A 16,630-nucleotide genomic window follows, 5' to 3' on the forward strand; every position below is an offset into this window, starting at 1 on the left:
AAGGAGATCTCCCAATGGATGTATTAGAAACTTACTTAACCAGCATTGAAGATCCAGTAAAACAAGAAAAACTGCGTGCCTTATTTGCCGCTATTACCAAGAAATTTCCTGACCTCGTTCCAGTCATTAAATGGAATCAGCCGATGTTCACCGCCCATGAAACCTTTATTATCGGTTTCAGCGTTTCAAAACCGCACTTTTCTGTCTCTCCAGAAACCAAGTGTCTTGAACAGTTTATCGATGCCATTGAAAAAGCTGGCTACAGCCATACGGATAACATTTTTCGCATCAAGTGGACTGAGCCGATCGATCAAGCATTGATTGAAGACATGATCGCTTTCAACCTGAAAGACAAAGCGGAGATGACCCGCTTTTGGCGCTGAGCCAATTGAGACTTCGTAAAAGAATAGCAACCAAAAAATCCGCAGAAGCCTGTTCGCTTCTGCGGATTTTCTGACTATTATAAGCCCAATTCTGGTGCCGGATCAAAGAATCCTGACCATAAGCTTGTTGACATCCCTAAATGTAGATGGACGCCAGTTGAATTTCCAGTCGTTCCCATACCGCCTACATATTGTCTAGCTGAGACGCTTTGTCCGACCGAGACAGCTGGCAGTGTACTAAAGTGCATGTAGTAGCTGTAAATGCCATTGGCATGTTTGATGATCACATAGTTACCAGTTGACGGACCATAGCCCGCTTCGACAACTTCGCCTGCTTGAATCGCATAGATCGGTGTTCCTGTCCCCCCGGTAAAGTCGATGCCATTATGTTGATTTCCTGATGCCCCTGTTGGATCTGTTCGATACCCAAAACGACTCGAAATATGAACCGAATCGACTGGCATTTGCCATCCACCTGTGCTTGCTTGTTCTTTTGGCTCAGTTGCTTGCTTCACAGGTGCAGGAGTAGCTGCAGTTTTTTCTGGAGCCACCGATGTTTCTGGCGCCACTGCTGCTTCCGTCTTCGGCTGTGCTGCTGCCACTGCTGCTTGTTGAACGGCAGGATTTTCAGCAGTTTTAGCTGACTCGGCTTCTGCTGCTTGCTGGCGTTTTGCTGCTTCTTCTGCTTCTTTGCGCGCTTTTGCTTCTTGTGCTTCTTGCTCAGCCAGTTGCTTCAACGCTGCTTCTCGTTGCCGTTTTGCTTCTGCTTGGTCCGCTTCCAATCGGTCTTTTTTCTCTTCTTCGGTGTTCAATGCCAAGGCAAGGTCCGCTAGTTCAACTTCTTGATTCAATTTGACATCAGCTAATTCCGCTTGTTTTCCTTGCAATGCGTTTGACTGCTCTTCGATCACAACCAATTGTTCCTGCAACTCTTTTTCCAATTGCTGGCTCGTTGCGATATCTTCTTGCTGTTGTTCGACGATGCTATTGCTGGCATTCATGATCGTTACTGAAGCGATCGCCCGTTGAATGGCTTCTCCGATGGATTCAGCATCAACGATTTTTTGGAACAACCGATTGGAAGGTTCCGACGTTTGAATGTCACGCGCTTGATTAGCCAGTACCTCTGTGCGCTTGATGATTTTTTCTTCAAGGACTTGGATCTCTTGTGCCAAGGAATTGACTTCTTCTTCCGTCGTCGTTTTCTTTTGTAGGATTGCTTGGATTTCTCCTTCAATCGATTGAATCTCTGCCTCTGTGGAGCGTTTCAGTGATTCTAATGAGGTAGATTCATTTTTTATGTCATTGATTTTTTCATTTTGCTGCTGGATCTTCTGATCAAAGCTGTCTGCGGATACCGTCACGACAGGCAGCGTCAGCAAAACAAGTGAACTTGCAACCAAAAGTGTCTTTTTCATTTTTTCTCCTTAACTAGATGTGTCTTATCGCTTTCTCTAGCATACCGAAAGATTTCATTCTTGGGGTTGTTTTCACACAAATAACATCTGGCTGCAAGAAATTGACATCTAGCTGAAACAAAATTGTTAGAATATTTCAACGAAAAAGATTGCTTTTCTTCGTCATTTAACCTTCGTTACTTATCAAGCGGTTCGTCTCCTGACCGATTGCCTACAAAAGTGCCGCTATTTGCAGCAATCAGCAATGTACCTATGCTATACTGAATAAAAACGGAGGATCTCATGATACAACAAGTGACCCAATTTACTGATTCTGAATTAGAAACCATCGCCCAGATTTGGCTGCAAAGTAATTTGGATGCCCATGACTTTATTTCGGCTGCCCATTGGCAAGATAACTATGATTTTGTGAAAAAAGCCTTCTCTGATGCCCTTATTTACACCTATTCGGTGGATGATCAGCCCGTCGGCTTCATCGGGATGTTGGGTGATTATATCGCTGGTATTTTCGTTTTGAAAGACTATCGTGCCCACGGCATTGGCAAGCAGCTTTTACAAAAAGCACAAGCAGAACACGAGAAGCTGACTCTGAATGTCTACCAAAAAAATACAGCTGCTATTGCGTTTTATCTCAAAAACGGCTTTACCATCGTTTCTGAACAACTGGATTCTGATACCAATGAAATCGAAAACACCATGGAGTGGCATCGTTGATGCTGCTCTTTTTCCTATTTTTTTCTACCTGTTAGTTAACGAACCCTTTGGAAACTGTTTAATAAAAAAAGTATAACTGATCAAACAACATATTTCCCAGCAATACATATAGGACAAATATACAAAATTTGAATGAGCGACATTTTCCCCTTCGTGCAGTCCCATCTTCCTTTGGATTGGCACTGTCAAATGGTATAAAGCAGTGGATACTATGGTCATCGATGCAATGAAAGTAAACAGCCTCCTCCTAAATTTTAGGAGGAGGCTGTTTAGGATTGAATCGAACTTATACAGAAGATTCTGCTGGATACTCCCGCAAGCGATACCCGACACCGATTTCAGTGATCAAATATTCTGGCTGCAGCGTATTGGTTTCGATTTTTTTGCGAATGTTTGAGATATTGACTCGTAAGGTTTGTGCATCCGCTGCAAAAGGTCCCCAGACTTCACTGGTCAGCGTATCGTAAGTGACGACTTTGCCTAAATTCTTGAACATTACTGCCATGATGCGGTATTCGTTTTTGGTCAAATGGATCTCATTTTGATTCTTGTACAGGATTTTCTTCTCAAAATCGATCGTTAACTCCTTGTTTACGAGAATCGGGCTGCTGCTAAAGGCAGCTGACTCCTTGTGCCGCAATGCCGTGCGGATACGGGCAAATAATTCATTGGTACTGAAGGGCTTTGTTACATAATCATCGGCACCGAGGTCTAACGCTTGCACTTTGTCTTGTTCATCTTTGCGGGCAGAGATCACGATGATCGGTGTGTTCATGCGCTTACGAATGATTTTCAGCAGCTCCATGCCGTCAATGTCCGGTAAGCCCAGATCCAGCAAGATGAAGTCGATAGTTTCTTCCTGCAAGAGCATCAATGCCTCCATGCCCGTGCCAACTGACGTAAAGTTGTAGTGTTCTCTTTGCAAGACGACCTCCATAAAATCAACGATATTCGAATCATCTTCAATCAATAAAAAATGTCGCTGCATGCTCTTCCTCCTTACTGCTTTAAATAAATACGAAAGATGGTACTGCCAGCTTTCGTTTCGATCGCCAATTTGCCTTCATGGGCATGGATGATGGTTTTAACGATACTCAGTCCGATGCCTAGTCCATTTTTGGAATCCACCGGCACTTCGGTGTCATTAGTCAAATTCGCTTGGATTTTTTGGTATTGCCCTAGGGGGATCTCCCCTTGGTTCTCGATTTCAATGACCACTTCTTGCTCCTGAAAAACTCGCAAGAAAATCGGTGTATCGGCGGTTCCATGGCGTACGCCATTTTCAATCAAATTAAACAAGGCTTGTTCGATCAAGATTGGATCGACTTTGACAAAAATCAGCTGATCGGGCATCTTCACGATGATTTTTTGTTGCGGATAGACTTTTTTTAGGTGCGTTAAAACCGCTTCGATAATTTCTTCGATTGGTTCTTCACTGCGCTTGACCGCCATGTTAGTCAAATTGATGCGGGTCACCGACAGTAAGTTTTCGACCATGCGGATCAACCACTGGGATTCACTTTGGATATCTCCTAGCAGCTTTTGTTTCGTTTCCTTTTTGATCGCGCCTTCGGTTTCGCTCAATGTTTCGGCAATGCCAGAAATCGTCGTCAGTGGCGTCCGCAAGTCATGAGAAACCGCACGCAGTAGATTGCTGCGGACTTTTTCCCGTTCGTTTTCTAATTGGATCTGTTCTTTCTCACTCGCCAGAGAGACTTGCTCCAACACGGTAGCAATTTGGGTGATCACAAGGCGCAAGTAATTCAATTGACTATTGGCCAACTGATGCTCCTCGTTGCGTTCTACCCCAAGGGCGCCTAGTGGTTTGCCGTTTAAAACGATCGGCAAGTAAAATCCATTGGCACCAATCAGAGTATCTGTGCCGCGACCGGCTTCTTTTTGATTTTTCACGACCCAAAAAGCGACGGCTTTCTCATCCTTGCCAGTCATTTGAGACAATGTTTCTCTTGAAGAATGCAGACTTCTCAAGTGACCTTCCCTGTCATATAACGCCACTTCTCGCTGGAGTAAGCGTGCCAAATAGGTGGTCGTACTTTCATAAATGTCTTGCTCATTCCGCGTTTCCATGTATTGTTTGTTCAACTCATACAATATCTCCATTTGATGCTCTTTTTCCTTGGCATTTTCTGCCTGGGTCTTCAATCGAACCATCAAATTACTGATCATTAAGGCAACGATCAGCATGATCACTAATGTGATTGGATAGCCTGCTTTATAGACCGTCAAGGAATACAAAGGTTCGACAAAGAACCAGTTGTAAGAAAGGACACTAATGATCGATGCCATGGCACTCCATAGATAGCCACTCGTGTAACGTGCCACTAAGAGAACAAAAAAGATATAAACCAGCATCAAATTCTGATCGCCGAAATGTAAGTACTGCATGCCTTCTGTCACTATGGTAGCGAGCATGATCAGCCCAAAGGTCAAGCTGAAATCTCGACCACCGCCTTCAAATAATTGCGAAAACGTCAGCCGTGGTCGCTGCATTTTTTCTTTAAAAGGAATCAAATGGATCTCAATATCATCAAGGCGCCGAATCAAGCGGTCTTCCAAATCCTCGACAAACAATTTTTGGAACCACTTCTGAGAAACCTGTTTCCCCATGATAATGTCACTGGCACCCGTCATTTTGGCATACTCTACGATGGTCTCAAAACTGTCATCCGCTTCGATGTTGATGACTTCTGCTCCCAAACGCTCTGCCAATGGCACCTCGGTAGGTGTATCATCTAACGATCGAACTTGAATCACCGTCCATTCCGCCCCCACTCCTTGGGCTAAGCGGGCGGTCCAACGAATGCATTTCTCTGCCATTTTCGGCAAGCGATCATCAATGATCGTCAAAAGCTTGCTTTGGACTCGTTTTCGACCGCCGTTCATTTGATTGATATGATTGGAAGCTTTTTGGATCGCTAATCCACGTAAATGATCAAGTTTTTCTGGCGTAAAAAAGTTTTTTAGTGCCCGCTTGGCATTTTCATCGGCATAGATTTTGCCTTGTTCCAACCGATCAATCAGTTCGTCTGGTTCAACGTCCACCACTCGTAAGCTGGCGTGCTGGAAAAAGGTGTCGGGTACAGTTTCTCTGACTTCCACTTCCGTGACCTTTTCCACGATGTCATTCAGACTTTCGATATGCTGGACATTGATGGTCGTGTAGACGGTGATTCCTGCATGCAAAAGTTCATCAACATCTTGGTAACGTTTTTTGTTTCGCGCACCAATGGGATTGGTATGTGCTAACTCATCGATCAAGACGATATCTGGTTTTAGTTGGATCAGTCGATCGATATCCGGCTCATATAGGGTCAATTGCTTGTGCTGGTATTGCTTTAATGGTACTTGTGGTAACCCTTCAAGCAATCGATTGGTATCGGGACGTTTGTGGGGTTCGATATAGCCGATCACCACATTTTTGCCCATGAGCAAACACTCATGGGCTTCGGTTAACATCGTATAGGTTTTTCCGACACCGGCAGCAAAACCGAAAAATACCCGCAGCTTGCCACGTTTGGGGCCAAATCCGGCTTGCAGCAGCATCTCTTCTGGGATCGTCTGCTGGTTGTTTTCACTCATAGATGCTTCCCCCTATTCTTCGGGTAATTGATCGAGCTGCTGATTCAAGGTCATGATATTGACATATTCTCTCGTGGAGAACAGATCAGCTACTTTATTTCTGTTTATTATATCATGAATTGTTTGTTCATCGATGCCTCTTGTGTCAGCGATCCGCGGCAGTTGAAAAAGTGCCGCTTCGACACTGATATCAGGATCAACGCCACTACCCGAAGCGGTCACGAGATCGATCGGCACACTGGTTTGGGTTGGGTTTTCTGCCAGTAACGCCGCTGTCCGCTCAGCTACAGTCTTTTTTTGGGTCGGATCATAGGGCGACAATTGTGAAACGGTTCGATCACGGCCTTGGAAGTAACCTGCTTGGTCAAAGGGTTGTGCAAGCAGCTCAGACCCTTTAACCGCTCCGTCTTCCACGATCTGACTGCCGTTGGCTTGATGGGCAAAAAAGACTTGTCCGACACCGGTGACCAATAATGTATAGAGACCGCCAAATAGCACGGTACTAAATAGTAAAAATTTGATACTGGCAAAGAGGGTGTTCTTCATCATGTTTTCCTCCTAAATGACTCTTTGACTCTGATGGACTTCTCTTATAGTAGAACAGCTGACAAAAGCAAATCTATTAGCTTGATACAAATGAATGGTGCGATGATGCCGCCTAGGCCGTAGACGACAAGATTGTGCCGCAGCATTTGGCTGGCTGGTTTTTCTTGGTATTTGACCCCCTTTAACGCCAGAGGGATCAAGGCGATGATCACGACTGCATTGTAAATGACTGCGGACAAAATCGCCGTTAAGGGACTACCAAGATTCATGATATTCAGCGCTGCAAGTTCTGGATAAATCGCATAAAACAGGACAGGGATCACTGCGAAATATTTGGCGATATCATTCGCGATACTAAAGGTCGTCAATGCCCCACGGGTCATCAGCAGCTGTTTACCGATCTGCACCACTTGCAGTAATTTGGTTGGGCTGGAATCAAGGTCGATCATATTCCCTGCTTCTTTGGCTGCTTGCGTACCGGTATTCATCGCCATTGCCACATCGGCTTGGGCGAGTGCGGGTGCATCGTTGGTTCCATCCCCCGTCATCGCCACCAAATGCCCTTTTTCCTGATATTCGCGAATCAGGTTCATTTTGTTTTCTGGTGTTGCTTCGGCTAAGAAATCATCGACGCCCGCTTCGGCAGCAATAGCAGCTGCCGTCAAAGGGTTGTCTCCAGTGATCATGATCGTCTTGATGCCCATCTTTCGCATGTCGGCAAATTTTTCTTTGACGCCGTTTTTCACGATGTCTTTTAAATAAACGACCCCGAGTACCTGGCCATTTTTCACTACGACCAATGGGGTTCCACCAGCTTTAGCGACTTTTTCCACGATCTCGTCACATGCAGTGGGATAGGTCTGCCCTTTTGCCGTCACGTATTGCTTGATCGTATCAGCAGCTCCTTTACGGATCTCATCACCACGATAGTCGATCCCAGACATCCGTGTTTTGGCACTAAAATCGATCCAATGGACATCAGCTTGCTGAAATACCCGTTCACGAATATTGAAGGCTTCTTTGGCTAAAATTAAGATACTGCGTCCTTCTGCCGTTTCATCGGCAAAAGATGCCAACTGCGCTGCATCTGCTAACTCTTTGGCGGTGACCCCCGGTACCGGTAAGAACTCGCTGGCACGGCGGTTTCCCAGAGTAATGGTTCCTGTTTTATCCAGCAGCAAAACATCCACATCTCCTGCAGCTTCAATCGCGCGTCCACTCATGGCGATGACGTTTTCTTTGGTCAAACGGCTCATTCCAGCGATCCCAATCGAGGAAATCAAGGCGCCGATCGTGGTTGGTGCGAGACAAATCAGTAAAGCGATCACGATCACACTGGAAATCGCCGTTCCCCGACCAGATAACTGACTGCTAAAATCAGTAAAGGGAATCAATGTGATGGAAACAGCCAAGAAGATGATGGTCAGTGTCACTAAGAACAGCTGCAAGCCAATCTCATTGGGTGTTTTTTTCCGCTGTGTCCCTTCCACCATCGCAATCATCTTATCCAAAAAAGAATGACCATTTTCAGCGGTCACTTTAATGACCAAGTAATCGGAAACGACTAAGGTTCCTCCCGTGACTGCACTACGGTCGCCACCAGATTCACGAATGACAGGTGCTGATTCTCCTGTGATGGCACTTTCGTCCACCGAAGCAGCACCTTCCACGACATCCCCATCGGCAGGAATTTGTTCGCCAGAAGGAACATAAACCAAGTCGCCTTTTTTCAAATCGGAGGAACGGACTTCGATAAAAGCCTCTTTGGCGACATCTTCCAAGGACATGACTTTGTAGGTCATGATGTCTTTTTTGGCTTGCTTCAAACTATCCGCTTGTGCTTTGCCGCGCCCTTCTGCCACTGCTTCGGCAAAATTGGCAAACAATATAGTCAACCATAAGAAGACGGTCACACTGATGCTAAACCACAACGGGACCGTTTGTTCTTGAAAACATAAAATCGTTGTCAAGATCGCCCCTAGGTAAACCACAAACATCACGGGGTTTTTGATTTGTTGGCGAGGGTCCAATTTCTTAAAGGATTCGCCGACCGCCCATTGATAGATTTTTTTCATTTTTTCTCTCTCCTATTTCGTTGTAAAAAAGTCTGCGATTGGTCCTAAAGCCATCGCTGGTAAAAAGCTCAGTGCACCGATCACGATGATCACAATGATTAGCATCGTGACAAAGACTGGACTCGTGGTTGACAAGGTTCCTTCATTACGAACGGTTTTCTTTTTGGCACCCATGTTTTCTGCCAGATACAAGATGGCTGCGATGGGAACGAAACGTGAAACGAACATCAAGATACTACCCAAACTATTCAGGAAAACAGTATCTGCGGTCAAGCCGCCAAAGGCACTCCCGTTGTTGTTGCTGAAGGAAGTTGCTGCATACAATAGTTCGCTAAAGCCATGGGCGCCTTGGTTGGTTAGCCAGCTCATGATGTCAGGATGCAAGGTCATCAACATAGCCCCGAAAAGCGTCAGTAGCAATGGCGTCAAAATAACGATACTCGTCATTTTAATATCAAAAGCTTCGATTTTTTTGCCGATATATTCTGGTGTTCGTCCCACGAGTAAACCAGCGATAAAGACCGTCAATAATAGAAAAGCGATCATGCCATAAAGCCCGCTGCCGACACCGCCAAAGATGATTTCCCCCAGCTGCATCAAGAACATCGGGATCGCACCCCCGAGTGGTGTGAAACTATCCAGCATGGCATTGACTGATCCACTGGAAGCGGCGGTGGTACTCACTGCCCAGAGACTCGACCAACCGATACCGAAACGTACTTCTTTGCCTTCTAGGTTGGCATTCCCAAGCACTTGACTGAATTGCGGCCCATAAGCTTCACTGATCACTACGCCAATAAAAGCCAGGATCAAAAAGACGGTTGCGGTGATCAAGATCGTACGTCCTTGTTTCCACTCTTTGATCCAAAAGCCAAAGGCAAAAATCACAGCAGCTGGCAGCAACAAGATCGCTAAGTTTTCTAAAAAATTACTGAACATCGTTGGGTTTTCAAATGGATGGGCGGCGTTAGCGCCAAAGAAACCGCCGCCGTTGGTCCCTAATTGCTTGATGGCGATTTGACTCGCTATCGGCCCGAGCGCCATCCAAAAGGATTTCCCTTCAAATCCATTGACTTCCACGCCGCTCCTCAACGTTTGGACGACGCCTTGAGACAGGAGCAAGATTGCTAAAATCAATGAGAGTGGTAAAAGGATATAGAGCAAGGAACGGGTGATGTCTTGCCAAAAATTTCCTACTGTTCGTTTTTGTTTTTGCTGCAGCCCACGAATCAAGGCACACAGTACAGCTAGTCCTACTGCCGCAGATAAGAAATTTTGCACCGTTAATCCTAATGCTTGGGAAAGATTGGTCAGTGCTTCTTCCCCAGCGTAAGCTTGCCAGTTCGTGTTCGTCACAAAACTGACGGCTGTGTTCAATGCTAAGTCAAAGGACAAATTCTCAACGGCCGCCCCTTGCGGTAACCAGTGCTGGACCATCAATAATCCGGTCAATCCGATGATGGAAAAGACGCTGACGGCCAAGACGGAAAATAGATAGGTTTTGGCGGTCATTTCTTTTTTGCTGACCGAACCAATCACTCGATAGGTCAACCGTTCAATGGGTTGAATAAAGCGGACAAACCGCGGTGTTTTTCCTTGCATGATTTCTTTGATATACCAGCCCAAAGGAACCGCTGCTGCTAGTAAGATCAGTAAAAATAAAAAGCCTTGCACAAAATAGCTACTCATCGTTCTCCCCCCTCAAACAAGTACCAAAAGAGATAGATCATTACGATCACTCCGATTATTCCTAAAACAAGATTCATATTCTTCACTCCTTCATGACGTAAGCATACGCAAAAAGAAATAAAAATAGTGTAAATCTTCTGCTAGCATCTTTATATCTTCTTTATACGGCTGCTTATCGGACAAAAAAACCGCAATACAGCAGGTTTTAAAAAAACAAAAACAAAAACAGCGGATATCCTTCACGATATCCGCTGCTAGAGTCATTGAGACTTATTTCGTTTTTCTGCTTTTGTTCGTGTGTTTCTTACGAAAGAAGACGATCCCCGCTAGTGCCACAAGGCTCGCTCCTACAATTGAATAGCCTTGAGTGATGGCTGTACCAGTCTTTGGTAACACCCGTTTGTCCTTTGCGGTCGCTTTGCTTTGTTTACCAGGCTGTCCTGCATCCGTTGGTTTTTCTTGCCCTTTATTAGAATCATCTTTCTCTGGCTGCTGATCATTTTCCTCTGGTTCTTCTGCTTTTTCAATGACTTTGATCGTCGCTGTGGCGGTGACTGCTTCTTGTGAGTCAGTACCAAATAAGCGTGCGAAAAAGTTAGGGGTTGCTGCTTCATCGGTTACGATTGAATAGGTGACTTGATAGGTTCCGGTTTTTTTGGTATCAACCGAACCGTCCACCAACAGTTGCTCCAACGTAAGTGTCTTACCATCACGATCTGTAGCGGAGACAAAATTGTCGGCAGCTGTCCAGTTGTCACCAACATAAATCATGCTATCTTTCACAGTCACAGAGGTCTGGTCTGCCAACACGGTAATTGTGGCAGTGGCTTCGGCTTTGCCATTGCGATAAATTACTTCATATTTCCCTGGTATGGCGCTGTCGACTGTACCTATCGTTGTGATATCAGCCAGTTTTACTGCGTTGCCGTCTTTGTCTGTTGCCGACACAAAGTTATCGGCTGCTTGCCAGTCTTCACCCTCATAAATCGTACTGTCTTTGGCAACTACCGTTTCTTGGTCAGCCACCACGGTAATCATCGCAGTTGCTTTTACATTGCCATTTTGATAAACCACTGGGTACTCGTCTGCTTTGGAGGTATCGACTGTGCCACTAACCGTCACTCCTGAAAACGGTAGATTTGCTCCCGTTTTGTCTGTTGCTGAGACAAAGTTGTCGGCAGCTTCCCAATCGTCGCCGACGTATAAGGTACTGTCTTTAGCTTTAATGCTTGTTTGATCAGCTAACACGGTGATCGTCGCTTTCGCCTCAGCTTTGCCATTGCGATAAATTACTTCATATTTCCCTGGTATGGCGCTGTCGACTGTACCTATCGTTGTGATATCAGCCAGTTTTACTGCATTGCCGTCTTTATCTGTTGCCGACACAAAGTTATCGGCGACTTGCCAGTCATCACCTTCATAAATCGTACTATCTTTGGCGACTACCGTTTCTTGGTTGGCAACGACCGTAATCGTAGCAATAGCTTCCATTTTCTCATTGCTATAAGTAACTTTATACTGACCTTCTTTGCTCGTATCAACTGATCCGCTAACAATCACTCCTGAAAATGGTAGGTTTGCTCCGGTTTTGTCTGTGGCTGAGACAAAGTTGTCGATTGCTTGCCAGTCTTCCCCGACATATAAGGTGCTATCTTTGGCTTTAACTGATGTTTGCTCAGCTAACACGGTGATCGTCGCTTTCGCCTCAGCTTTGCCATTGCGATAAATTACTTCATATTTCCCTGGTATGGCGCTGTCGACTGTACCTATCGTTGTGATATCAGCCAGTTTTACTGCGTTGCCGTCTTTGTCTGTTGCCGACACAAAGTTATCGGCGACTTGCCAGTCATCGCCTTCATAAATCGTACTATCTTTGGCGACTACCGTTTCTTGGTTGGCAACGACCGTAATCGTCGCCGTTGCTTTAACATGGCCATTCTGGTAAACCACTGGATATTCGCCTACTTTGGAGGTATCGACTGACCCACTAACCGTCACTCCTGAAAATGGTAGGTTTGATCCGGTTTTGTCCGTTGCGGAAACAAAGTTGTCGGCGGCTTCCCATTCATCACCGACATATAAAGTACTGTCTTTAGCTTGAACGCTCGTTTGATCCGCTAACACGGTAATCGTGGCAGTTGCTTCGGCTTTGCCATTGCGATAGATTACTTGGTATTCTCCTGGTACTTTCGTATCCACGTCACCACTGGTGGTGACTTCTGCCAAGCTTAACGGTTGCCCCTTCTTATCCGTTGCTGAAACAAAGTTGTCCGCAAGCTCCCATGCATCTCCAACATAAAGTGTACTATCCTTGGCAACGACTGTTTCTTGATTGGCAACCACGGTGATCGTGGCGACTGCTTTTTGATTGCCATTTTGATAAACCACTAAATATTGGCCTTCTTTGGAAGTATCCACGGCTCCACTAACTGTCACATTTGAAAATGGAACGTTCGCTCCGGTTTTGTCCGTTGCCGAAACAAAGTTATCAACCGCATGCCAGTCGTCCCCGATGTATAAGGTGCTGTCTTTGGCTTTAACCGAAGTTTGGTCTGCTAAGACCGTGATCGTCGCTGTTGCTTCGGCTTTGCCATTACGATAGATTACTTGGTATTCTCCTGGTGTATCCGTATCAACTTCGCCGTTGATGGTCACTTCTGTGATTGCCACTGTGTTGCCGTCTTTATCCGTTGCCGCTAGAAAATTATCAGCTGCTGTCCATGCATCGCCCACATATAACGTGCTGTCTTTGGCTGCCACCGTTTCTTGGTTAGCCACCACAGTGATCGTCGCTGTCTCGCTCACGGTGCCATTCATGTATTTGACTTCATAAGTGCCGACTTTAGATGTGTCGACCTCACCGTTGACGGTAATTTCCGAGAAGGTCAACGCATTGCCATGCTTGTCTGTCGCTGAAACAAAGTTGTCTTCAGCATGCCATTCATCTCCCACGTAGATCGTGCTATCTTTGGCGTCGATCGTCGACAAGTCTTCTTCTGGCGTGATGCCCACAGAGAAATGATTGCCCGTTCGATTCACTTGGACTTCTTTTCCGAGTTGAAGCTCCTGGGGCACAACGTAGCCTTCTGGGACGTAAGAAACATAAAGCGTATAGGTCCCTGTATAAATATCAGCTAATTGATACTCTCCCTTCTCATCCGTTACAACAGAAATAACATCTCCAGTCAACTGATTCCAAAGCATCAATGTAACGCCTGCGATTTTCTGAGTTGGTTCTTCGGTATTATAAACATCAAGTGACGCACTAGTTTTGTAAATGATCCCGTTTGAATCACCTGCCGAAAATTGCAGGTTAGTCACCGTCGAAGTAGCCGTCCGTTTGGCTTCCGACAAGGTATCAATCGTATCAGAAACGATCGTTGCTGAAGCTGAGATTTGGCCGGCGTTTTGTGAAAGTACGTTGTAACTGATTTCGATATTTTTCGTTAAAACATAGTTTGAAAAGACAAGCTGTACGTCTCCGTCAACTTCTTTGATTTCGTAGCTATCGTCTGGCACATTTGAAACATTGATTGACCTAAGATCGATTTCACCATTGGTATTTCCCAATGATTTTAGAAGGATCGTTGGATTTGCTACTTTTTTCGAGCCATCATCGATATTTTTTGTTGTGACCTTGACCTGAGTCATGTTTTTTGTATTATTCACGGTATTTTGAGTAATCCCAATAATATCCGTCGCTGTATTGGAAACCGAAACGGTAGTTGAGCCTTGCTGATTATTTGATAGCGGCTCTTTTGCAAAACCAGGTACATAAATCGTACTCATTTCCTGCCAACCATTGGCGTACTGATAGGAAATGATGTAGCGTCGATTCGTCGTCCCAAAGTCAAAGGTGTAATAGTTGGTTGCCTCATCATGGGTGATCGTTGGATAATTCGGATCGCTTTCTTTCATGGCTTGATTATCATAATAACCACGATCCCAGTACTGTGGATAAATGCCACTGACTTGTTCATTGGAAACATCGATGATCGAAAACACAACATCCGTATTGTTCGGAACATGGGTCTCAACAGTCAAATCACTGATGGTATCTTGACGAGCGTTGACTAAAAACTGATTCTTACTGCTTTGGAGCGTGCGTTCAGAATACAGTTTTCTTCCGGTATAGACGGAGGTATGAACCGTGTCAAGTCCTGTCGCGGAAATCGTGATTGGAATTGTATCGTTAGGAATTGATTTTGTCGGTGCTAAACTATCTGGCACATAATTGAAGCCAATATCAAATTGAACAGAATAGGTAATGGGCGACGTAAAGGTGACCATCGTTCCGCCTGCTACTTCTTCAATCGTATAATCAGTTCCTAAAGTATAATAGAAGCCGACTTTTGGTACCTTTCTTAAAGAAAGATACTCGGGATGTTCAATAAACATTTGTAAATTTTCGATCGGTTGTGAGGTGCTGCCTTCGATATTGACTGAAGTGTCACTGGCATAGGCACCATTTTGATCATAATTTCCCCAAGCAGTTTCAGCGTTATTGGGATTAAGAACACTGATTGGTTCGACGTAGTTGTCTTCAACGATTTTGAATTCTTTATTAGCAATTAACGGTGTCGAGACATTGAGGATGATATCTTTCTGATCAAAGGGTACGGTTATGTTCGTGGAACCAAGAGTGAGATTGCTGTCTTTTGTGGCCGTCACAATCAGTTTGTCCCCATTATTTTCGACAGAAAAATAATCCGTAAAAGTCACATTTTGATAGAAGGCGTCTCTTGCTGTTAACTGTTTCGCCGTGATCGGCTGTCCGTTTTGACTCGAAAGAATGATTTGTTGACCTGCTTTCATCTCCGTCGGCATTTGATGAATTGATACATAGTAGTTTCCTTTAGAAAGGCCATTCATAAAACTGGCAGAAGCAACCCCCATATAATACCTAGAATCGACTTCTTTTTCATCTTTACTGGTTGCTGCCGTGAAGGAAAACCCTCTGTTTTGGGCAGCTGTTTGTTTTAGCTGTACCGAACCAAATCCGGTCGTCGGATACCCTTTTGAAAAAGAAGAAGTATAATCCGTCAACGCGGTCAAACTCATCGTGAATTGATAAGAAACACCATAGGCCTTTTGCTTGTCCATTTGTTTGACTTCAACAGCAGTATTGTAGAGACTATTTGAGGTGATTGTGTAGTCCGTCCCTTCAGTCAATGCTGTTTGTGTTTCTGGCTTGATCTTTCCTTTGATATCCACTTCATAGCTGAAGACTTTTAACGGTTGGGTCTCAATCTTTTTGAAGGACGCACCCGGCGTATCAACCAAATGCAGTGAAAGAGTTTCCGTTCCAGATAATGTCCGATCGGTATTGTAGTAAACCATTCCTTGCATCCCAAAGACATTTTTTTCTGACACATATTGAATCGGGTCAACTTCTTCATACAAATCAATGGCGTAGCTTGTCTGGTTTTGATCGCCCATCTCAATGGTTAGCTGAGGCTTGTCTTCTGAATAAAGATAACTGGTCAACTCGATCGAAAACGATGCATCATGAATGGATTGGTTAAAGGTGATCGTTAATTGATGGGCGGCACTATCTACTGCCCACGAAGCATTGATTGCTTCATTTGTTCCTTGCATATCACTAAAACCAAGGCCTTCCGGCAGGTCAAAAACAGCAGTGGTGCCGGCTAAATAGTCTTCGTCATTGATTTCAAAGTCTAATTTCAGTTTCACCGGACTATTGTTTAAAATCCGCGTTTCTTCCGTTTGACTGAACTCCTCACCAGCAATCGTCAGTAATGTGCCTTTTTCTAAAAGCTCTTGTCCATTGATGCGGGTGCTGACACGGGAACTCTTTTCGGCTCCTTTTGCCTCTTTCGATTCAGTTTCTGAAGAACTTGTTTGCGTCGAATCTGTAGTGTCTGCTGTATGCGTTGATGAAGTTGTAGCAGGCGTTTCACTTTGACTCGTTGTTGCTGCATCCGTCTTGGAGGTTGCTTCGCCGCTTTCTTCTGAAGAACGATCCGTTTGAGTAGTCTCAGTTGTTTGCGCGTCGCTTGTGTTTGTTTCATTGGCAACGCCGCTGGTTGATTCCAGCAGATGATTTGAGTTATCTAAAGTACGAATGGTCTGTTCCTGTTCCGTGGTTTCCGCAAGCGCCATGACCGGAGTGATCACTTGGGACAGACCTAAAGCGGTAACAACAATGCCATGACGAATTCGTTTATTTCTCTTTTTCATTTTT

At 44.9% G+C, this 16,630-nt stretch carries 9 protein-coding genes; 2 read left to right on the top strand and 7 right to left on the bottom strand.

The annotated features are described in order from the left end of the window. Positions 1 to 14 precede the first annotated feature (14 nt). The gene (locus tag IGJ42_RS10425) at positions 15 to 383 is read left to right on the top strand and encodes an iron chaperone (RefSeq protein WP_005235074.1); all 369 of its coding nucleotides are present in this window, start codon (positions 15 to 17) and stop codon (positions 381 to 383) included. A gap of 77 nt (positions 384 to 460) precedes the next feature. Here the strand turns inward: IGJ42_RS10425 and IGJ42_RS10430 are convergent, their stop codons facing one another. Further along, positions 461 to 1,801 (bottom strand): peptidoglycan DD-metalloendopeptidase family protein, encoded by a 1,341-nt coding sequence (locus IGJ42_RS10430; protein ID WP_016613475.1) that lies wholly within the window; start codon positions 1,799 to 1,801, stop codon positions 461 to 463. A 282-nt stretch (positions 1,802 to 2,083) separates the two neighbouring features. Here IGJ42_RS10430 and IGJ42_RS10435 point away from each other — a divergent pair, with 282 nt between their 5' ends. Next, the gene (locus IGJ42_RS10435; protein ID WP_016613476.1) at positions 2,084 to 2,515 is read left to right on the top strand and encodes a GNAT family N-acetyltransferase; all 432 of its coding nucleotides are present in this window, start codon (positions 2,084 to 2,086) and stop codon (positions 2,513 to 2,515) included. Between the two features lie 286 nt (positions 2,516 to 2,801). Here the strand turns inward: IGJ42_RS10435 and IGJ42_RS10440 are convergent, their stop codons facing one another. The 6 genes from IGJ42_RS10440 to IGJ42_RS10465 all read right to left on the bottom strand — a co-directional run bounded on the left by IGJ42_RS10440 (position 2,802) and on the right by IGJ42_RS10465 (position 16,626). Then, positions 2,802 to 3,503: a response regulator transcription factor gene (locus IGJ42_RS10440; RefSeq protein WP_016613477.1), complete on the bottom strand. Its 702-nt coding sequence runs from the start codon at positions 3,501 to 3,503 to the stop codon at positions 2,802 to 2,804. An 11-nt stretch (positions 3,504 to 3,514) separates the two neighbouring features. Beyond that, positions 3,515 to 6,115 carry a sensor histidine kinase gene (locus tag IGJ42_RS10445; RefSeq protein ID WP_086299311.1) on the bottom strand — a complete coding sequence of 867 codons (2,601 nt, stop codon included), beginning with the start codon at positions 6,113 to 6,115 and terminating at the stop codon, positions 3,515 to 3,517. 12 nt (positions 6,116 to 6,127) lie between these two features. Then, a complete protein-coding gene (locus IGJ42_RS10450) occupies positions 6,128 to 6,664 on the bottom strand; it encodes a potassium-transporting ATPase subunit C (protein ID WP_086299310.1) in 537 nt (178 codons plus the stop codon). A 41-nt stretch (positions 6,665 to 6,705) separates the two neighbouring features. Continuing rightward, positions 6,706 to 8,736 carry a potassium-transporting ATPase subunit KdpB gene (gene kdpB / locus IGJ42_RS10455; protein ID WP_430615355.1) on the bottom strand — a complete coding sequence of 677 codons (2,031 nt, stop codon included), beginning with the start codon at positions 8,734 to 8,736 and terminating at the stop codon, positions 6,706 to 6,708. A 12-nt stretch (positions 8,737 to 8,748) separates the two neighbouring features. After that, the gene (gene kdpA / locus IGJ42_RS10460; protein WP_430615357.1) at positions 8,749 to 10,425 is read right to left on the bottom strand and encodes a potassium-transporting ATPase subunit KdpA; all 1,677 of its coding nucleotides are present in this window, start codon (positions 10,423 to 10,425) and stop codon (positions 8,749 to 8,751) included. 270 nt (positions 10,426 to 10,695) lie between these two features. Continuing rightward, positions 10,696 to 16,626: a bacterial Ig-like domain-containing protein gene (locus IGJ42_RS10465; protein ID WP_430615359.1), complete on the bottom strand. Its 5,931-nt coding sequence runs from the start codon at positions 16,624 to 16,626 to the stop codon at positions 10,696 to 10,698. Positions 16,627 to 16,630 lie beyond the last annotated feature (4 nt).

The organism is Enterococcus sp. DIV1067f (assembly GCF_050543505.1).
GTDB lineage: Bacteria > Bacillota > Bacilli > Lactobacillales > Enterococcaceae > Enterococcus_D > Enterococcus_D entomosocium.